This is a genomic window from Pseudomonas sp. FH4 (assembly GCF_000510915.2).
Taxonomy (GTDB): domain Bacteria; phylum Pseudomonadota; class Gammaproteobacteria; order Pseudomonadales; family Pseudomonadaceae; genus Aquipseudomonas; species Aquipseudomonas brenneri.
Genome location: NZ_AOHN01000016.1, coordinates 177,842 through 198,074 on the forward strand (window position 1 = coordinate 177,842; position 20,233 = coordinate 198,074).

Annotated in this window: 15 protein-coding genes; 6 read left to right on the forward strand and 9 right to left on the reverse strand. The window is 61.7% G+C overall.

The window, feature by feature from the left end; all coding sequences use genetic code 11:
* Window positions 1–183 precede the first annotated feature (183 nt).
* The 6 genes from H097_RS12025 to H097_RS12050 all read left to right on the forward strand — a co-directional run bounded on the left by H097_RS12025 (window position 184) and on the right by H097_RS12050 (window position 9,720).
* On the forward strand, window positions 184–1,350 hold the full coding sequence (locus H097_RS12025) for an efflux RND transporter periplasmic adaptor subunit (RefSeq protein ID WP_032860032.1): 1,167 nt from the start codon (window positions 184–186) through the stop codon (window positions 1,348–1,350).
* On the forward strand, window positions 1,347–4,442 hold the full coding sequence (locus H097_RS12030) for a multidrug efflux RND transporter permease subunit (protein ID WP_032860033.1): 3,096 nt from the start codon (window positions 1,347–1,349) through the stop codon (window positions 4,440–4,442). The genes H097_RS12025 and H097_RS12030 overlap by 4 nt, the downstream gene beginning before the upstream one ends.
* Before the next feature lie 9 nt (window positions 4,443–4,451).
* Window positions 4,452–5,129 carry a heavy metal response regulator transcription factor gene (locus H097_RS12035; protein ID WP_032860034.1) on the forward strand — a complete coding sequence of 226 codons (678 nt, stop codon included), beginning with the start codon at window positions 4,452–4,454 and terminating at the stop codon, window positions 5,127–5,129.
* Window positions 5,119–6,483 (forward strand): heavy metal sensor histidine kinase, encoded by a 1,365-nt coding sequence (locus tag H097_RS12040; protein WP_032860035.1) that lies wholly within the window; start codon window positions 5,119–5,121, stop codon window positions 6,481–6,483. The genes H097_RS12035 and H097_RS12040 overlap by 11 nt, the downstream gene beginning before the upstream one ends.
* A 311-nt stretch (window positions 6,484–6,794) precedes the next feature.
* Window positions 6,795–8,117: an OprD family porin gene (locus H097_RS12045; RefSeq protein ID WP_032860036.1), complete on the forward strand. Its 1,323-nt coding sequence runs from the start codon at window positions 6,795–6,797 to the stop codon at window positions 8,115–8,117.
* A gap of 106 nt (window positions 8,118–8,223) precedes the next feature.
* On the forward strand, window positions 8,224–9,720 hold the full coding sequence (locus tag H097_RS12050) for a diguanylate cyclase (protein ID WP_032860037.1): 1,497 nt from the start codon (window positions 8,224–8,226) through the stop codon (window positions 9,718–9,720).
* Window positions 9,721–9,783: 63 nt separating this feature from the next.
* On the opposite strand, the gene lpxC is transcribed toward H097_RS12050, so the two are convergent.
* From lpxC to murD, 9 genes are all read right to left on the reverse strand, one after another.
* Window positions 9,784–10,695, reverse strand: a complete 912-nt coding sequence (lpxC, locus tag H097_RS12055; protein WP_029297841.1) for a UDP-3-O-acyl-N-acetylglucosamine deacetylase — start codon at window positions 10,693–10,695, stop codon at window positions 9,784–9,786.
* 112 nt (window positions 10,696–10,807) lie between these two features.
* Complete coding sequence (ftsZ, locus tag H097_RS12060; protein WP_029297839.1) at window positions 10,808–12,001, reverse strand: cell division protein FtsZ; 1,194 nt, start codon at window positions 11,999–12,001, stop codon at window positions 10,808–10,810.
* A 65-nt stretch (window positions 12,002–12,066) separates the two neighbouring features.
* Window positions 12,067–13,326, reverse strand: coding sequence for a cell division protein FtsA (gene ftsA, locus H097_RS12065; RefSeq protein ID WP_029297837.1), 1,260 nt, complete (start codon window positions 13,324–13,326; stop codon window positions 12,067–12,069).
* A gap of 15 nt (window positions 13,327–13,341) precedes the next feature.
* Window positions 13,342–14,208, reverse strand: a complete 867-nt coding sequence (locus H097_RS12070) for a cell division protein FtsQ/DivIB (RefSeq protein ID WP_029297835.1) — start codon at window positions 14,206–14,208, stop codon at window positions 13,342–13,344.
* A 4-nt stretch (window positions 14,209–14,212) separates the two neighbouring features.
* Window positions 14,213–15,172: a D-alanine--D-alanine ligase gene (locus tag H097_RS12075; protein ID WP_032860038.1), complete on the reverse strand. Its 960-nt coding sequence runs from the start codon at window positions 15,170–15,172 to the stop codon at window positions 14,213–14,215.
* Complete coding sequence (gene murC / locus H097_RS12080; RefSeq protein WP_032860039.1) at window positions 15,169–16,614, reverse strand: UDP-N-acetylmuramate--L-alanine ligase; 1,446 nt, start codon at window positions 16,612–16,614, stop codon at window positions 15,169–15,171. The genes H097_RS12075 and murC overlap by 4 nt, the downstream gene beginning before the upstream one ends.
* On the reverse strand, window positions 16,607–17,677 hold the full coding sequence (gene murG / locus H097_RS12085; protein WP_032860040.1) for an undecaprenyldiphospho-muramoylpentapeptide beta-N-acetylglucosaminyltransferase: 1,071 nt from the start codon (window positions 17,675–17,677) through the stop codon (window positions 16,607–16,609). The genes murC and murG overlap by 8 nt, the downstream gene beginning before the upstream one ends.
* Entirely contained in the window at window positions 17,667–18,878 is a 1,212-nt protein-coding gene (gene ftsW, locus H097_RS12090) for a putative lipid II flippase FtsW (protein WP_162237642.1), read from the reverse strand. Before ftsW ends, murG begins: the two co-directional genes overlap by 11 nt.
* Before the next feature lie 8 nt (window positions 18,879–18,886).
* Window positions 18,887–20,233 carry a UDP-N-acetylmuramoyl-L-alanine--D-glutamate ligase gene (gene murD / locus H097_RS12095; protein WP_032860041.1) on the reverse strand — a complete coding sequence of 449 codons (1,347 nt, stop codon included), beginning with the start codon at window positions 20,231–20,233 and terminating at the stop codon, window positions 18,887–18,889.

Here is a 20,233-nt window from a genome sequence, read left to right on the forward strand (position 1 = left end):
GCCCGCCTTGCAGGCCACACTGGCGCGCAGTATACCTGCGCGCCCTAGTTCTTTAACCACTGCTCGTACGAATGGTCGACCTTTGCTGACAGCGCTGTCAGTTAACGGTCACTTTGCTGACCGGGTTTGCAGGCTATAAAGAGCATCCAGCCTTCCAACTCTCTGTCCGGACGCCGCTCGCCCATGCACATTCAACGAAAAACCACCTTGATTGTGCTCGTCTGCGTGGCCCTGGCGACTGTGGCCTGGCTCTCGATCCGGCCAACCAAGACCAAGCTGTCCGCCTCCAGTGCGATTCCGGTGCGGGTGGTCAGTGTCGCGCAACAGGATATCCCGCGTTTTGTCAGCGGGATCGGCTCGGTGCTGTCGCTGCACAGTGTGGTGATTCGCCCCCAGGTCGATGGCATTCTCACCCAATTGCAGGTCAAGGAAGGGCAACTGGTCAAGGCCGGCGACCTGCTGGCGAGCATCGATGACCGGGCGATCCGCGCCAGCCTCGACCAGGCCAAGGCCCAGTTGGGCGAAAGCCAGGCGCAGTTGCAGGTGGCGCAGGTCAATCTCAAGCGTTACAAGGAGCTGAGCATCGACGACGGTGTGTCGAAGCAGACGTATGACCAGCAACAAGCCCTGGTCAACCAGCTCAAGGCCACGGCACAGGGCAACCAGGCGGCGATTGATGCGGCCCAGGTACAACTTTCCTACACGCAGATTCGCTCCCCCGTCAGCGGCCGGGTGGGGATTCGCAATGTGGATGAAGGCAACTTCCTGCGCACCAGCGATACCCAAGGCCTGTTCTCGGTGACACAGATCGACCCGATCGCGGTGGAGTTCTCCCTGCCACAACAGATGTTGCCGACCCTGCAAGGCCTGATCGCCGCGCAGCATCCAGCCAGTGTCGATGCGTTCCTCGGCGCCGACACCGATAGCCCGGCGGCGGTCCTGCTTGGCGAAGGCCGCCTGAGCCTGATCGATAACCAGATCAGCGCTACCACCGGCACCATCCGCGCCAAGGCCGAATTCAGCAATGCCACGCAAACACTATGGCCAGGGCAACTGGTCACGGTGAAGATCCAGACCGCCCTCGACAAGGCGGCCCTGGTGGTGCCGCCGACCGTGGTCCAGCGCGGCATGGACTCGCACTTCGTGTACCGCCTCAATGGCGACAAGGTGGACGTGGTCCCCGTACACGTGGCCTACCAGAACAGTGACCTGACGATTGTCACCGGGGTGCAGTCCGGCGATGTGCTGGTCAGCGACGGCCAGTCACGCCTCAAGGCCGGCGCCCAGGTGGAGGTGCTCAAGGAGCCGCCGCAAGTGATCCAGACGGCCCAAGCGCAGGCCCGGCCATGAAAGGCCATGGTTCGGTATCGGCCTGGTGCGTCGACCATCCGGTCGCCACCCTGCTGCTGACCTTTGCCCTGGTGCTGCTGGGCTTGATTGCCTTCCCGCGCCTGCCGGTCGCGCCGCTGCCAGAGGCGGAGTTCCCGACCATCCAGGTCACCGCCCAACTGCCCGGCGCCAGCCCCGACACCATGGCGTCCTCGGTGGCCACGCCCCTGGAAGTGCAATTCAGTGCCATCCCCGGCATGACCCAGATGACCTCCAGCAGCGCCCTGGGCTCCACGCTGCTGACCCTGCAATTTACCCTCGACAAGAGCATTGATACCGCCGCCCAGGAAGTGCAGGCGGCGATCAATACCGCGGCCGGCAAGTTGCCCAGCGACATGCCCAACCTGCCGACCTGGCGCAAGGTCAACCCGGCGGACAGCCCGGTGCTGATCCTCAGCATCAGTTCCAACAACATGCCTGGCACCGAACTGAGCGACTATGTGGAAACCCTCCTGGCCCGGCAGATCAGCCAGATCGACGGGGTGGGCCAGATCAGCATCACCGGCCAGCAGCGCCCGGCCATTCGCGTGCAAGCCTCGCCGGACAAGCTCGCCGCCATTGGCCTGACCCTGGCCGACATCCGCCTGGTGCTCCAGCAATCGAGCCTGAACCTGGCCAAGGGCGCGCTGTATGGGCGCGACAGCGTGTCGACGCTGTCGACCAACGACCAACTGTTTCATCCCGAGGAATATGGCGAGCTGATTGTTTCCTACAAAGACGGCGCGCCCGTGCAACTGCGCGATGTGGCGCGGGTGATCAATGGCTCGGAGAACGCCTACGTGCAGGCCTGGTCTGGCGACACGCCAGGGGTCAACCTGGTGATTTTCCGCCAGCCGGGGGCCAACATCGTCGACACCGTGGACCGCATCCAGGCCGAGCTGCCGCGCCTGCAGGCGATGCTGCCGGCGTCGGTGGATGTCAGCTCGTTGTCGGATCGCACCAAGACCATTCGCGCCTCGCTGCATGAAGTGGAAATCACCCTGTTGATCGCCGTGTTGCTGGTGGTGGCGGTGATGGCGCTGTTCCTGCGCCAGTGGTCGGCAACCCTGATTGTCTCCAGCGTGCTGGGGGTATCGCTGGTGGCCACTTTCGCCTTGATGTACGTGATGGGGTTCAGCCTGAATAACCTGACGCTGGTGGCCATCGTCATCGCCGTGGGCTTTGTGGTGGACGATGCGATTGTGGTGGTGGAGAACATCCATCGTCATCTTGAGGCGGGCCTGGACAAGCGCGAGGCAGCGATCAAGGGGGCCGGCGAAATCGGTTTTACCGTGGTGTCCATCAGCTTCTCGCTGGTGGCCGCGTTTATCCCACTGCTGTTCATGGGTGGCGTGGTCGGGCGTCTGTTCAAGGAGTTTGCCCTGACCGCGACCTCGACCATCCTGATTTCGGTGGTGGTGTCCCTGACCCTGGCGCCGATGCTGGCCGGGCAGTTCATGCGCGCGCCCACCCACCCTCCCCACGACAAGCCGGGCTTTGGCGAGCGCCTGCTGGCCAGCTATGCCCGGAACCTGCGACGGGCACTGGCCCATCCGCGCACGATGCTCGCTATCTTCACCGTGACCCTGGGCCTGGCCGTGGCCGGCTACGTGTTTATTCCCAAGGGGTTTTTCCCGGTACAAGACACCGGCTTTATCCTCGGCACCAGCGAGGCGGCCGCCGATGTGTCCTACCCCGATATGGTGGCCAAGCACCAGGCCCTGGCCGAGATCATCAAGGCCGACCCGGCGGTGGAAAACTTCTCACACTCGGTGGGCGTGACCGGCAGCAACCAGACCATTGCCAACGGCCGCTTCTGGATTGCCTTGAAGGATCGCGGCGATCGCGACGTGTCCGCCAGCCAGTTCATCGACCGGATTCGCGCCAAACTGGCCCAGGTACCGGGGATCGTGCTGTACCTGCGCGCCGGCCAGGACATCAACCTCAGCTCCGGGCCCAGCCGCAGCCAGTACCAATACGTGCTCAAGAGCAACGATGGCGCGACCCTGAATACCTGGACCCAGCGCCTGACCGAAAAACTGCGCGCCAACCCGGCCTTTCGCGATCTGTCCAACGACCTGCAACTGGGCGGCAGCATCACCCACATCAGCATCGACCGCCAGGCGGCCGCGCGGTTTGGGCTGACGGCCACCGATGTCGACCAGGCGCTGTACGACGCGTTCGGCCAGCGTCAGGTCAATGAGTTCCAGACCGAGACCAACCAGTACCAGGTGGTGCTGGAGCTGGACAGCCAACAACGGGGCAAGGCCGAGAGCCTGAATTATTTCTATCTGCGCTCGCCGCTCAGTGGCGAGATGGTGCCGCTTTCGGCGCTGGCCAAGGTTGATCCGCCAACCGTCGGACCGTTGTCCATCAGCCATGACGGTATGTTCCCGGCGGCCAACCTGTCGTTCAACCTGGCGCCGGGGGTGGCCCTGGGCGACGCGGTGATCATGCTCGACCAGGCGAAGAACGAGATCGGCATGCCGAGCACCATCATCGGCAACTTCCAGGGCGCGGCCCAGGCATTCCAGAGCTCGTTGGCCAGCCAGCCATGGCTGATCCTCGCGGCGCTGGTGGCGGTCTACATCATCCTTGGCGTGTTATACGAAAGCTTCGTGCATCCGCTGACGATCATCTCGACCCTGCCCTCCGCCGGCCTCGGCGCATTGATCATGCTGTGGCTGTTGGGCCAGGACTTTTCGATCATGGCCTTGATCGGCCTGGTGCTGTTGATCGGCATCGTCAAGAAAAACGGCATCCTGATGATCGACTTTGCCCTGGAAGCCCAGCGCGTACGTGGGCTGGCACCTGGCGATGCGATTTACGAAGCCTGTGTCACGCGTTTTAGGCCGATCATCATGACCACCCTCGCCGCCCTGCTGGGCGCCGTACCGCTGATGCTCGGCGCAGGCCCCGGCGCGGAGCTGCGCCAGCCACTGGGCATCGCGGTGGTCGGTGGGTTGCTGGTGAGCCAGGCGCTGACGCTGTTCACCACACCGGTCATATACTTGTACCTTGAGAAACTTTTCCACAGACCCAAACCGGCGCTCGGGCTGGCGACCACACATTGAGGCGGGGTCATGCGTGTCCTGATTATTGAAGACGAAGAAAAAACTGCCGACTACCTGCATCGCGGGCTGACGGAGCAAGGCTATACGGTGGACGTCGCCCACGATGGCGTCGAGGGCCTGCACCTGGCCCTGGAAAGCGACTACGCGGTGATCGTGCTGGATGTGATGCTGCCCGGCCTCGACGGTTTTGGCGTACTGCGTGCCCTGCGGGCGCGCAAGCAAACCCCGGTGATCATGCTGACCGCCCGCGAGCGCGTGGAAGATCGCATTCGCGGCCTGCGCGAAGGCGCCGACGATTACCTGGGCAAGCCGTTTTCCTTCCTCGAACTGGTAGCGCGCCTGCAAGCCCTGACCCGGCGCAGCGGTGGGCATGAACCGGTGCAGGTGACCATCGCCGACCTGTGGATCGACCTGATCAGCCGCAAGGCCAGCCGCGCCGGCCTGCGCCTGGACCTGACGGCCAAGGAGTTCTCGTTGCTCAGTGTCCTGGCCCGGCGCCAGGGCGAAATCCTGTCGAAGACGGCGATTGCGGAAATGGTCTGGGATATCAACTTCGACAGCGACGCCAATGTGGTCGAGGTGGCAATCAAGCGGCTGCGGGCCAAGCTCGACGGGCCGTTCGAACACAAGCTGCTGCACACTATTCGCGGCATGGGCTACGTGCTGGAGAACCGCAGTGTCGAGTAACTCCATTGCCCTGCGCCTGAGCGGCATGTTCAGCCTGGTGGCGCTGGTGATTTTCCTGCTGATTGGCGGTGCGCTGTACCAGCAGGTGGACCGCGGCCTGGGCCTGTTGCCGGGAGCCGAACTGGATGCGCGCTACAGCGTGCTGGAGTCGTCGATCACCCGCTTCGGTACACAGGATCACTGGGGCAAGATGGCCAACAAGCTCAAGTTGTTGGGGGAAGAGGACAAGCGCATTCGTTTCTGGGTGGTCAGCAGCGACCCAACCTATGAATACGGCAACCCGGATGCGCGCATCCGCGAATTTGCCACAGGGCCGACGGGCAAACGCGACCTGCACCTGCCGGGGCAAGCCTACCCGTTCAAAGTACTGGTCAGTCAGTTCCCCGCCAAAGACCAGCGCCCGCCCCTGCGTTTTATGATCGCCATCGACACCGCCAACTTCCGCACCACCCAGCATCATTTGCTGATGGCGCTGATCAGCCTGGCGTTTGTCGGCGTGGTACTGGCTTCCCTGCTGGGCTTCTGGGTCGCGCGTATCGGCCTCAAGCCGCTGATCAAGTTGTCGGATGAAGCGCAAAAACTGGCACCGCCGAAACTCTCCGGGCGCCTGCAACTGTCGCCGCTGCCGCCGGAACTCAAGCAGTTCGTCAATTCCTTCAACTCCACCCTGGAACGTGTGGAAACCGCCTACTCGCGCCTGGAATCGTTCAACGCCGATGTGGCCCATGAACTGCGCTCGCCGTTGACCAACCTGATCGGCCAGACCCAGGTGGCGCTGACCCGTGGCCGCTCCGCCGAACACTACTTCGAAGTGCTGCAATCGAACCTGGAAGAGTTGGAGCGCCTGCGTTCGATCATCAACGACATGCTGTTCCTGGCCAGCGCCGACCAGGGCAGCAAGGCGACCAAGCTGATTGAAAGTTCCCTGGCCGATGAGGTGGCGACCACCCTCGACTACCTGGACTTCATCCTGGAGGACGCCCAGGTGCAGGTCTCGGTGGTTGGCGATGCCTTGGTGAAAATCGAAAAGGCCCATTTACGGCGAGCACTGATCAACTTGTTGAGCAATGCGGTGCAGCACACGTCACCGGGGCAGGTGATCGAGGTGCGGATTGAAGCCCGGGAGCAGCAGGTGGTGATCGGGGTGACCAACCCTGGCGAGCTGATTGCCAGCGAGCACTTGCCCCGTTTGTTCGAACGTTTCTACCGCGTTGACGCCTCGCGCAGTAACAGCGGGGCCAATCATGGCTTGGGCCTGGCCATCGTCAAGGCGATTGCGTTGATGCATGGCGGGGATGTGTTTGTGCGCAGCGAGCACGGTGGCAACACCTTTGGTATCACCCTGCCGATTTGAATTTTCAAACCTCCCACATAAACCCATTCCCACAGGTTGATCTTCATCGTCTGGACTGTTGCGGTTTGGGCAACAGTCATTATCTTGTTACACTCTGTACCGTACCGCTCGCCTGCGCCAATATGTCGCACCGACGAGCGAGACGGCAAAGACAGCCGACCCGCCCTGCCATTTCCCTCGACTTATTTCCAGGGCTCTACACTGGGAATCTGTTTTAAAGCCGCTGACTTCAGCGGCTTTTTTTTGCCGTAAAAAAGGCCAGGAACACCCCACGACATTGGCCGTTCAGACTGACCCAAAGGAGCTCCCCGGTGAAAACCGCGCTGACATTCACCCCGTTATTCCTCGCGATTGCAGCAACTATCTCCCCGCTCGCCCATGCGGCAGACGCTCCACCTGCCGACGGTTTCGTCGAAGGCTCAACGCTCAACATCAACACCCGCAACTACTACATGAACCGCGACCGCCGCGACATTCATATCGATGACAGCAAAGAATGGGGCCAGGGTTTTCTCGGTATCTTCGAATCCGGCTACACCCAAGGCACCGTGGGTTTTGGCCTGGATGCCCACGCCATGCTCGGCCTGAAACTCGACGGCGGTGGCGGCACCGATGGCTCCAGCATCCTGCCGTACGGCAGCGGCAGCGGCAAAGCGCCCGGGTCGTTTTCCACCGGTGGCGGCACCCTCAAGATGCGCGCCTTCGATACCGAGCTGAAAGCCGGTGACCTGTTCCTCAACAACCCGGTGATTGCCGGTGGCATGACTCGCATGCTGCCCGAGACCTTTCGTGGCGTCAGCCTGACCAACCACAGCCTGGACGGCTGGATGTTCGAAGGTGGACAGGCCAGCTTTGCCAAGCTCTACAACCAGAGTGGCCATGGGCGTATCGGCACCAGCTATGGCGCGCTGCCCAAAGGTGAAAGCAGCCAACACATGAACTGGGCCGGCATGGCCTGGAGCGGCCTGCCAGGACTGACCAGCAACCTGTACGCCTCCGAGCTCAAGGACGTGTGGAACCAGTACTACTACGACCTGGACTACACCTACGCGCTCAATGACCTGGTCAGCCTCAACCCGGGCCTGCACTTCTACCATACCCAGGACACCGGGCATGCGCTGCTGGGGGATATCGACAACAACACCTACAGCCTGCATTTCACCGTCGGCGTGGGCAATCACAGCGTCACCGCCGCGTACCAGCGGGTCAACGGCAACACGCCGTTCGACTACATCGCCCAGGGCGACAGCGTGTACCTGGACAACTCCCAGCAGTACTCGGACTTCAACGGCCCCAACGAGCGTTCGTGGAAGCTCAAGTACGCCTATGACTTCGCAGGTCTGGGCCTGCCTGGCCTGACCTCGGCGGTGTCCTATATCAGTGGCAAGACCGACCTGACCAAGGTCGACCCCAACAGCCGTGGCTACTCGGCCTGGTACAACGCCGACGGCAAGAACGCCAAGCACTGGGAACGGGACATCGACCTCAAGTACGTGGTGCAGGGCGGCAAGGCCAAGGACCTGGCGGTGCGCCTGCAATGGGCGACCAACCGTGGCAGCAATGGCTACTCGGCGGTGGACCGGGATGTGGATGAGTACCGGATGATCGTCGACTATCCAATCAACGTGTTCTAACCCGTAGCACTGTAGGAGCCGGCTTGTCGGCCCCTACATCTTGTTCTGCACTCTTTTGCGGGCTTGCTACTACGCTAAGGGCATCCTCGACGCAGAAGTACGCCCGATGAGCTCAAGCCCAGCACGCCCGCCCCGCCCGACCCGTCGCCCGGAGTTTATGTTGATCCTGGGCAGCGGCCTCACCGTGCTGATGATCGTCAGTGTCGTGACCGTGCTGCTGATTCGTGAACACGCCAACACCCTGCAGGCAGCCAAGCGTACGGCGAGCACCATCACCCAACTGATCGACGCCGATGTGCTGCGGAACGTCGAACTGTATGACCTGTCCCTCAAGGGCCTGATCGCCGCCACCGAGCGTAGCGATCTAGAGGGTGTGTCGGCCAACATCCGCCACCTGGTGTTGTTCGACCGCTCGACGGCCGCACGCTACAAGGGCGATATCCTGTTGCTGGACAGGACCGGCGAGGTCATCGCCGACTCTTCGCTACTAAAGCCCAAGCCCGGCAACTTTGCCGACCGCGACTACTTCCAGGTGCACCGTCAAAACCCGGAGCTCGGGCTGTTTATCAGCCGCCCCTTCCAGACTCACTGCGTGTGTGAGGATAACTGGCGCATTGCCTTCAGCCGCCGTGTGTCGTCCGCCGACGGGCGCTTTATGGGCGTCGCAGTCGCGTCCATGCGTTTGTCGTACTTTGACCAACTGTTCAATAGCCTGAACATTGGCAACAACAGCACCATCAACCTGCTCAATCACCAGGGCATCCTGCTGGCGCAACAGCCGTTGCTGGAGCCGGACATTATCAACAAGGACCTGAGCGCCCGACCCAACGTTGCCCGGATCCTGCGCGAGCGCGACGGCAGCTTTAGCAGCGTCTCCAGCGTCGACCGTCAACGACGCCTGTACACCTTCTCCAATGTCGGTGCCCTGCCGTTGATTGTGGTGGTGGCCTTGTCCAACGACGAGATCTTCGCCCCCTGGAAACGTGCCGCCCTGCTGATCAGCGCTGCCACCGGGGTGTTGTGCATCGGTTTGCTGTGGCTGACCTGGATGTTGTGCATGGAGTTGCGCCGTCGCTATCGTGCCGAAGGGGTGCTGTCAGAACTGGCAGCTACCGACCCGCTCACTGGCCTGGCCAACCGCCGCACACTGGACCAGCGCCTGAACCTGGAATGGGATCGCGCCCAGCGCTCCGGCGAACCCTTGACCCTGTTGATGATTGATGTCGACCACTTCAAGGCCTTCAACGACCGCCATGGCCATCAGGGTGGTGACGAAGCACTGCGCAGTGTGGCTCAGGTGATCGAGAGCAATATCCGCAGGCCCGCCGACCTCGCGGCCCGTTATGGCGGTGAGGAGTTTGCGGTGATCCTGCCCAATACCGACAGCCAGGGCGCCCAGGTGATTGCCGAGCATATCCGCAGCAGCGTCGAGCACTTGCCACGGGTGGCCGGGGATACACAGCCAGTCACCGTGAGCATCGGCCTTAGTAGCTGGCACAAACGCAGCAATGCGTCATTGGAAGAACTGCTGCTCAGTGCCGACCGGGCGCTGTATGAGGCCAAGGATGGCGGGCGCAACCGTACCGTTGATGCCGCAGGTTGATTGCGCTATAAAAAAAGGCCACCCGAAGGCAGCCTTTAAAAACTAAAGAAAGAGAGTTGTTACTTACACCGCCGCAACGGGACGCATGTAAGAGATCGGTGCGGTGCTGGCATCTTCGAAGGTGACGACTTCCCAAGCATCTTTCTGCTCAATCAACTTGCGCAGGAGCTGGTTGTTCAGTGCATGGCCCGACTTGAAGCCTTTGAACTCGCCTATCAGGCTATTGCCCAGCAGGTAGAGGTCACCAATTGCATCGAGGATCTTGTGCTTCACGAATTCGTCTTCATAGCGAAGGCCGTCTTCGTTCAGTACACCATCCGCGTCGACCACGATGGCGTTTTCCACGCTGCCGCCGAGTGCGAGGTTGTGCTTGCGCAGGTACTCGATGTCACTCATGAAACCAAAGGTACGGGCGCGGCTGACTTCTTTTACGAACGAAGTGCTGGAAAAATCCACGCTTGCACTTTGGGTGCGGTCACGGAATACCGGGTGATCGAAATCGATCTCAAAGCTCACTTTAAAGCCTTCGAACGGGACGAAGGTGGCGCGCTTGTCGCCGTCTTCTACTGTCACTTCCCGCAGAATGCGAATGAACTTCTTGGCTGCGTCCTGTTCTTCCAGGCCGGCAGATTGAATCAGGAATACGAAAGGTCCAGCGCTACCATCCATGATCGGGACTTCAGACGCGGAGAGCTCGACGTAGGCGTTATCGATGCCCAGGCCAGCCATGGCCGAGAGCAAGTGCTCCACCGTGTCCACTTTGACGTCACCGTTGACCAATGTGGTCGACATGGTGGTTTCGCCAACGTTTTCCGCGCGAGCAGGAATCTGCACCACAGGGTCCAGGTCGGCACGAACAAACACGATGCCGGTGTCGACAGGTGCGGGCTTGAGGGTCAGGTATACCTTCTCCCCGGAGTGCAGACCTACACCTGTGGCACGGATAATATTCTTCAGGGTGCGTTGTTTAATCATGGCTTGGACCGCTTCAGCGCAAATTGCGAACTGGTATCAACAAAGGCTGGCGATAATAACAGACCAGACCTTTGCTGAACACCAATCACCTTCATAGCCCTGATACATTCCATTAATCGGCCTGACGACGCAGGAAAGCCGGGATGTCCAGGTAATCCAGATCATCTTGCGGATTCGGGCTACGGGACGCAGCAGCACCGGCCTGAGCCTGGTTGCGCATCACGGTCGGGCGATCCAGGTCACGGTAGTTCACCGACGGCATTTCCGGGCGCACAGGCGCTGGAGCGGCAGTCGAAGACGCCTGGCTGGTGTGAACGGTATTGTCGATGACCTTCACAGGCTTCTCGATTTTTGCGCCCAGGCCAGTGGCAACCACGGTCACATGCAGTTCGTCGCGCATGTCTGGATCGATAACAGTACCGACCTTGACCATCGCGTGCTCGGAAGCGAAGGCTTCGATGATGCTACCCACGTCGGAGTACTCACCCAGGGACAGGTCGGGACCTGCGGTGATGTTCACCAGGATGCCGCGTGCACCTTGCAGGTTCACGTCTTCGAGCAACGGGTTGCGGATGGCCGCTTCGGTGGCTTCACGTGCACGGTTCGGACCGCTGGCGCAGCCAGTGCCCATCATCGCCATGCCCATTTCGCTCATCACGGTACGTACGTCGGCAAAGTCGACGTTGATCATGCCCGGACGCTTGATGATGTCGGAGATACCGCGAACGGCACCGGCCAGTACGTCATCGGCCTTGGCGAAAGCCGACAGCAGGCTTGCGTCTTTACCGAGAATGGTCAGCAGTTTCTCGTTGGGGATGGTGATCAACGAGTCAACGCTTTCAGACAGCAGACGGATACCCTCGTCGGCGATCTGCATGCGCTTGCGGCCTTCGAACGGGAACGGACGGGTCACGACTGCAACCGTCAGGATCCCCATTTCCTTGGCCACTTCGGCAATGATCGGTGCTGCACCGGTACCGGTACCGCCGCCCATGCCAGTGGTGATGAACACCATGTTGGTGCCTTGCAGCACTTCGGCAATACGCTCGCGGTCTTCCAGGGCGGCTTGACGGCCGACTTCCGGATTGGCACCAGCGCCGAGGCCCTTGGTCACCGCGGTGCCCAATTGCAGGATGGTCCGCGCGCCGATGCTTTTGAGCGCCTGGGCATCAGTGTTGGCGCAGATGAATTCAACGCCTTCAATGTTGCTCTTGACCATATGGTTGACAGCGTTGCCGCCGCCACCGCCGACACCGATTACTTTGATAACCGGGCTTGCGGGGATGTTGTCTACGAGTTCGAACATTTTCCCTCTCCTTTCATTTCTCTAGTTTTTTCGCCTACTACTTGAAACGGTGTTGCGGTAAATCTTTAGAAATTGCCCTTCACCCAGGCTTGCAGGCGCTCCAGCAACGGCGCTTTCGGCTCGTCACTGCTGTAGCTTTCGCGGCTGCCAATGCCCGACAGGGAAATGCCGTCGGTCTGCTTTTGCAGGCCGTACAACAGCAAGCCCACACCGGTGGAGTAAATCGGGTTGCGCACCACGTCGCCCAGGCCCTTGACGCCATGGGGCACGCCCAGGCGCACAGGCATGTGGAAGATTTCCTCGGCCAGTTCGACCGCGCCTTCCATCTTCGAGGTGCCGCCGGTCAGCACGATGCCGGCCGGGATCAGATCTTCGTAGCCACTGCGGCGCAGTTCAGCCTGGATCAGGGTGAACAGTTCGTCGTAGCGCGGTTCGACCACTTCGGCCAGGGCCTGGCGCGACAGTTCGCGCGGTGGACGATCGCCCACGCTTGGCACCTTGATGGTTTCACCGGCACCGGCCAGCTTGGCCAGGGCGCAGGCGTAGCGAATCTTGATTTCTTCGGCGTACTGGGTCGGTGTACGCAGCGCCATGGCGATGTCGTTGGTCACCTGGTCGCCGGCAATCGGGATCACCGCGGTGTGACGGATCGCACCTTCGGTGAAGATTGCGATGTCGGTGGTGCCGCCACCGATGTCCACCAGGCATACGCCCAGTTCTTTTTCGTCGTCGGTCAATACCGAGTAGGCCGAGGCCAGTTGCTCAAGAATGATGTCATCGATTTCCAGGCCGCAGCGGCGCACGCATTTTTCAATGTTCTGTGCAGCATTCACGGCGCAGGTCACCACGTGGACCTTGGCTTCCAGACGTACGCCCGACATGCCCAGGGGCTCGCGAACACCTTCCTGGTTGTCGATCACATAGTCCTGCGGCAGGGTGTGCAACACGCGCTGGTCAGCCGGGATAGCCACGGCCTGGGCCGCGTCCAATACGCGCTCCAGGTCAGCCGAGCTGACTTCACGGTCGCGGATCGCCACGATGCCGTGGGAGTTCAAGCTGCGGATGTGATTGCCTGCCACACCGACGAATGCCGAGTGAATCCGGCAGCCAGCCATCAACTGCGCTTCTTCGATAGCGCGCTGGATCGACTGCACGGTGGATTCGATATTGACCACCACGCCCTTCTTCAGGCCCCGGGACGGATGCGTGCCGATTCCGACGATTTCCAGCGTGCCGTCGTCCGCGACCTCGCCTACCAGCGCCACCACCTTGGAGGTGCCGATATCGAGACCGACGATCATTTTGCCGCTTTGCACGTTTGCCATGGGTCCTGCCTCTTCTTAATTCTTCGCGACAGCGGGTTGCGCTGCCGTGGGCGCAGCCGGTTCGCGCCAGCTAACGGCCAGGCCGTTGGCGTAACGCAGGTCGATGCTCGCAATGTTCGTAATCTGTTCTTTCAGGGTTTTGTCGTAGATGGCGATAAAGCGGCGCATCTTCTCCACCAAGTGGTCGCGTCCCAGCAACAACTCGATGCCCGGGCCGGAACTGCCTGCCCCGGTGGTCAGGAACCAACTGCCCCGCTCGCGCAATTCCAGGCGCGCAATGGAGAAGCCCAGTGGCCGCAGCATCTGGCTCAACGCCTGGTACTGCTGCATCACTTGCTGCTGTGCCCGTTGCGGTCCGAACAACTGCGGCAAATGCTCGTAGTTGGCCAGCTCACGCGGGTTGAACGCCTGGCCCTGGTTGTTCAACAGCGCTTCGTCGCCCCAACGGGCCACGGGCAGTTGCTCTTCCAGGCGGATCGTCACTTGATCCGGCCACACGCGCCGTACTTCGGCGTGGGCAATCCACGGCATCTGTTCCAGTTCGGCACGCATGCCTGCCAGGTCGATGGTGAAGAAGCTCGCCGCGACAAAAGGCGCGATCCGCTGCTGCACCGCTTGCTGGCTGATGTAGCTCAAGTCGCCTTGCACGCTGATCTTGGTGATCGGGCGGTCGGCATACGGCAACAGGCGCTGCGCACCTTCATAGGTACCAAAGCCCAGCGCCACCAGCAGCACCGGCCAGAACAAGGCCTTGAGAAAACCAAAGTTGGCTTTCGGCAGGCGCGCCGACATCGGCTCTTTAGCCACCATTCGACTGGCACCACGCGGCACCGGCTTGCGGCCGGGAGCGGGTTGCTGATGACGAAGCGATGCGCCTTGCATGGTCTTAACCTCGTGCCTCTATATAGCTAGCCGCCAGAATTGCCAGCACCAACTGCTGGAAATCCAGGCCGGCTGCGCGTGCAGCCATGGGGACCAGGCTGTGGTCGGTCATGCCCGGCGCAGTGTTGACTTCAAGGAACCAGAAATCCCCCTGGTCATCCTGCATCACGTCTGCCCGCGCCCAACCGGCGATACCCAACGCCTCACAGGCTTTCGCCGTGAGGTCCATCAATTCCTGCTCTTTGGTTGCATCGAGGCCGCATGGGATCCGGTACTGGGTATCGGAAGCCACATACTTGGCGTCGTAGTCGTAAAAGGTGTGGGGCGTGCCCAATGCGATGGGCGGCAATACCTGGCCACGCAGGGTGGCGATGGTGTACTCGGGACCCTGGATCCACTGTTCCACCAACACTTGCGAATCGTAGGTACTTGCCGCTTTCCATGCGTCGATCAATTCGGCGGCCGAGTTCACTTTGGCCATGCCGATACTGGAGCCTTCATGGGCAGGTTTGACGATCAAAGGCAGGCCCAGTTCCTTGGCTGCAGAAATACAATCGTCTTCGCTGCACAGCACACTGTGACGCGGGGTCGGAATCCCCAGGCTGTGCCACACCTGCTTGGTGCGCAACTTGTCCATGGCCAGTGCCGAGGCGAGGATGCCGCTGCCGGTATAGGGAATGCCGGCGCACTCCAGCAAGCCTTGCATGCTGCCGTCTTCACCGCCACGGCCGTGCAGGATGATAAAGGCGCGGTCGATCTTCTCGGCCTGCAGGCGGGCGAGGAAGTCATCGCCCACGTCGATACCAAAGGCATTCACGCCTGCACTTTGCAGGGCTTCAAGCACGGCATTGCCGGACTTGAGCGACACTTCGCGCTCAGCACTCTTGCCGCCGAACAGCACCGCCACACGGCCGAAATCGGCAGGCGCGATGGTGGAGAACAGGGAGCCGTAGTCAGTGATCATTTCGACTTCCCCTTGGCCACGGCGAAGAGCGGGCTCGCCAACAATTTAGGGGCAAGGCCGCCGATATCACCGGCACCCTGGCACAGCAGGATGTCGCCGGCGCGCAGCAGCGGCTTGACGATTGGCGCCAGGTCGACACCCCGCTCGATGTAGATCGGGTCCAACTGGCCGCGCTGGCGGATGCTGTTGCACAGCTTGCGGCTGTCGGCGCCGGGAATCGGTTCTTCACCGGCCGGGTAGACTTCCATCAGCAGCAACACGTTGGCATCGGCCAATACATTTACAAAGTCGTCGTACAGGTCGCGGGTGCGGCTGTAGCGGTGCGGCTGGTAGACCATCACCAGGCGACGCTCCGGCCAACCACCGCGCACAGCCTTGATCACGGCCGCAACTTCGGTCGGATGGTGACCGTAGTCGTCCACCAGCATCACTTCCCCGCCCTCTACCGGCAACTGGCCGTAGACCTGGAAACGCCGGCCCACGCCGGCAAAACCCGACAGGCCTTCGACGATGGCTTCATCACTGACGCCTTCATCGGTGGCAATGCAGATGGTTGCCAGGGAATTGAGCACATTGTGGTTGCCCGGCATGTTCACCGACACGTCCAACGGTTCGCGATCCGGGCGCAGCACGGTGAAGAACGTCTGCATGCCTTGCTGGCGAACATTGATCGCGCGCACGTCAGCATCTTCGCTGAAGCCGTAGGTCACGGTCGGGCGCTTGACCAATGGCAGGATTTCACGCACCACCGGATCGTCCAGGCACAGCACGGCCAAGCCATAGAACGGCAGGTTGTGCAGGAACTCGACGAAGGTTTTCTTCAGTTTGTTGAAGTCACCGTCGTAGGTCGCCATGTGATCGGCGTCGATGTTGGTGACCACGGCGACCAAAGGTTGCAGGTGCAGGAAGCTGGCATCGCTTTCATCGGCTTCGGCGATCAGATAGCGGCTGGTACCCAGTTGTGCATTGGTACCTGCTGCATTCAGCCGGCCACCGATCACGAAAGTCGGGTCCAGGCCGCCGGCAGCGAACACCGAGGCGATCAGGCTGGTGGTGGTGGTCTTGCCGTGGGTACCGGCGACGGCGATGCCGTGGCGGTAGCGCATCAGCTCGGCCAGCATCTCGGCGCGTGGCACTACCGGAATACGGCGTTCAAGGGCAGTGGCCACTTCCGGGTTGGAGGTGTTCACGGCGCTGGAAACCACCAGTACATCAGCTTGCGCGGCGTTCTCGGCACGGTGGCCGATAAAGATCTGCGCGCCGAACGATTCCAGGCGCTCGGTGACCGGCGAGGTCTTGAGATCGGAGCCGGAAACCTGGTAACCCAGGTTCAGCAACACCTCGGCGATCCCGCACATGCCCACGCCGCCGATACCGACGAAGTGGATGCGACGGATGCGGCGCATTTCCGGTTGCGGCATGGCTTTTTGATTCTCAACCATGGGCCACCTCCAGGCAGATATCGACCACGCTGCGGGTGGCGTCGGGTTTGGCCAGGCGGCTTGCGGTGCTCGCCATGCTGTTCAGTCGTTCGGGTTGCATCAAAACCTCAGTCAGGCGAGCGGCCAGGTCGGCGGCGCCAGTCGTTCTTTGCGGCAGCAGGAAGGCAGCGCCCTCTGCGGCCAAATATTCGGCGTTGCGGGTCTGGTGATCGTCAATCGCGTGGGGCAAAGGCACCAGCAAGGACGGCAGACCGGCGGCAGCCAGTTCACTGACGGTCAACGCACCTGCGCGACAGACCACCAGGTCGGCCCAGCCATAGGCATGGGCCATGTCTTTGATAAAGGGCTCTACCGTTGCCTCGACCCCGGCCTCGCGGTAGCGGCCAGCGGTCACTTCATCGTGGTTCTTGCCAGCCTGGTGGAAGATCTCGGGACGCAGGTCCACAGGCAGTTGCGCCAGCGCTTCTGGCAGCAATTTGTTCAACGGCTCGGCGCCCAGGCTTCCGCCCAGGATCAGCAGGTGAGCCTTGCGCCCGACCAGGGCCTGGCGGGTAATGTCCATGAACAGTTCGGTACGCACCGGGTTGCCGGTGGTGCGTCGCTTGTCCATGGCCGCAAACGTATTCGGGAACGCCTCGCACACCCGCGCGGCCAATGGCGCCAACAGACGGTTGGCCGTACCGGCCACGGCATTCTGTTCGTGGACGATCACTGGCACACCACACAAGCGCGCAGCCACACCGCCGGGACCGGTGACATAGCCACCAAAACCCAGCACACAAACCGGTTTCAATTCACGGATGACCTTGCACGCCTGCCACACCGCCTTGAGCAACACGAACGGCGCCTTGAGCAGTGACAACTTGCTCTTGCCGCGCAGGCCGCTGACGTTGATCAGGTGCAGGGACAAACCGGCAGCCGGGACCAACTCATTTTCAATGCCACGCGGTGTGCCCAGCCAATGCACGGTGTAGCCACGGGCCTGGAACTCACGGGCACAGGCCAGCGCCGGGAACACGTGGCCGCCGGTGCCGCCAGCCATGATCAGCACGTTAGCGCCCATGGGTCGGCTCCTCGGCAAAGTCGCTCTCGCTGAATTCCATCTCTTCGCTGCCCAAATGGGTTCGACTCTCCCATTCGATACGCAGCAACAAGCCGAGACAGGCACAGCAGATCACCAACGAGCTGCCGCCGTAGCTGAGGAACGGCAAGGTCAGGCCCTTGGTCGGCAGCAGGCCGACGTTCACGCCGATGTTGATCAGGAACTGGCCGATCCACAGGAAGGCCAGGCCGTACGCTACATAGGCAGCAAAGAATTGTTTGGCTTTCTCGGCCCACAGGCCGATGTACATGGCCCGCACGCAGACGAACACGAACAGCCCGACGGTGGCCAGGGAGCCAACCACGCCCAGCTCTTCGGCGAGGACCGAGAACACGAAGTCGGTATGCGCTTCCGGCAGGTAGAACTGCTTCTGCACACTGTTGCCCAGGCCCACGCCCAACCACTCGCCGCGACCGAAGGCGATCAGTGCCTGGGTCAACTGGTAGCCGGAACCGAACTGGTCGGACCAGGGGTCGGTAAAGGTGATCAGTCGCGCCATCCGATAGGGTTGCGCCTGGACCAGGATCGTCACGGCGGCAACCGCCAGCCCGACCATCAAGGCAAAGCGGAACAGGCCCACGCCACCGAGGAACAGCATCGCCGCAGCCGCGCCCATCATCACCACGGTGGCGCCGAAGTCCGGCTCCATCAACAGCAGGCCGGCCATGGGCAGCAGCACGATGAACGGCTTGAAAAAGCCCATCCAGCTTTCGCGCACTTCTTTCTGCCGGCGCACGAGGTAGCCGGCCAGGTAAATCACCACGAATACCTTGGCAATTTCCGAGGGCTGCACGTTGAAGGCACCGAAGCCAATCCAGCGCATCGAACCATTCACTTCACGGCCGATACCGGGGACGATCACCATCACCAGCAAGCCGAAGGCGCCGATCAGCATCAGCCAACCCAGGCGCTGCCAGGTGGCGATAGGAATCATCATGGTGACGATGCAGGCACCGAGACCGATCACCAGGTAAATCAGGTGGCGGATCATGTGGTACAGGGTGTTGCCCGACTGCACGGCGGCCACTTCCGAGGACGCCGAGGTGATCATCACCAGGCCCAGGCCCAGCAACGCCAGGCAACCGGCGAGCATCGGGAAGTCGAGGTCGATCCCGCGCCCGGTAATGATTGGCGACGGGTACGGCTTGATGATGTTTTTCAGGTCCAGACTCATGCCAAGCCCTCCACGGCGCGGGCGAACAACTGGCCGCGCTCTTCGTAGTTCTTGAACATGTCGAAACTCGCGCAGGCTGGCGACAGCAGCACCGCATCGCCCGGCTGGGCCAGGCCGCGGCATTGGGCGATGGCGTCGTCCAGCGAGGTGGCGCGCACTTGCGGCACAGCGTCGCCCAGGGCAGCAGCGATCAAGTCGCTGTCACGGCCCATCAGCACCACCGCACGGCAATGGGCAGCCACCGGGCTCTTGAGGTCCTTGAAGTCGGCACCCTTGCCATCGCCACCGGCGATCAGCACCAGCTTGCCGTCGATATCGGCGCCCAGGCCTTCAATGGCGGCCAGTGCGGCACCGACGTTGGTGGCCTTGGAGTCGTTGTAGTAGCTCACGCCATCGAGGTCGCGTACCCACTGGCAGCGGTGTTCGAGGCCGGCAAAGGTGCGCAGGCTCGACAACATCGCGTCGAACGGCAAGCCGACCGCGTGCCCCAGTGCCAAGGCCGCCAGGGCATTGGATTGGTTATGGGCGCCACGGATCTTCAGTTCACGCACCGGCATCAGGTTCTGGAATTCGAAGGCCAGGTATTTCTCGCCACTCTCTTCCCGGATACCAAAGGCCTTGAAATCGGGCTTGCTCAAGCCGAAGGTCCAGCACGGCAGACCCTCGCCCATCAGCGGACGACTCAGGGCATCCTGGCGATTGACCACCACTTGCCGCGCACCACGGAAGATCCGGTGCTTGGCCAGGTGATAAGCCGGCAGGCCGCTGTAGCGGTCCATATGGTCTTCGCTGACGTTCAACACGGTGGCCACTTCGGCGCCGAGTTGATCGGTAGTCTCCAGCTGGAAGCTAGACAGCTCCATGACGTACAGCTCGATATCGTCGCTGAGCAGGTCCAGCGCCGGCGTACCGAGGTTACCGCCCACGGCCACGCGCTTGCCGGCCGCTGCCGCCATCTCGCCGACCAGGGTAGTGACGGTGCTCTTGGCGTTGGAGCCGCTGATCGCCACGATCGGCGCCTTGGCGTTGCGGGCAAACAACTCGATATCGCCAGACAACTTCACGCCACGCGCTGCGGCGGCTTGCAGGGCCGGTGTAGCCAGGGCCAGGCCCGGGCTCACGTAGAGCTCGTCGGCACGGCACAGAAACTCGACATCCAACTCGCCACAACGCACTTCCACGTGCGGGTAGTCACGGCGCAGCGTGACCAGCTCCGGTGGATTTTCCCGCGTATCGGCCACGGCAAACGACGTGCCCCGGTTCGCCAGGAAGCGAACCAGGGACATGCCGCTCTTGCCGAGGCCGACAACGATGCGGAAGTGGTCAGAAGCGATCAGGGACAC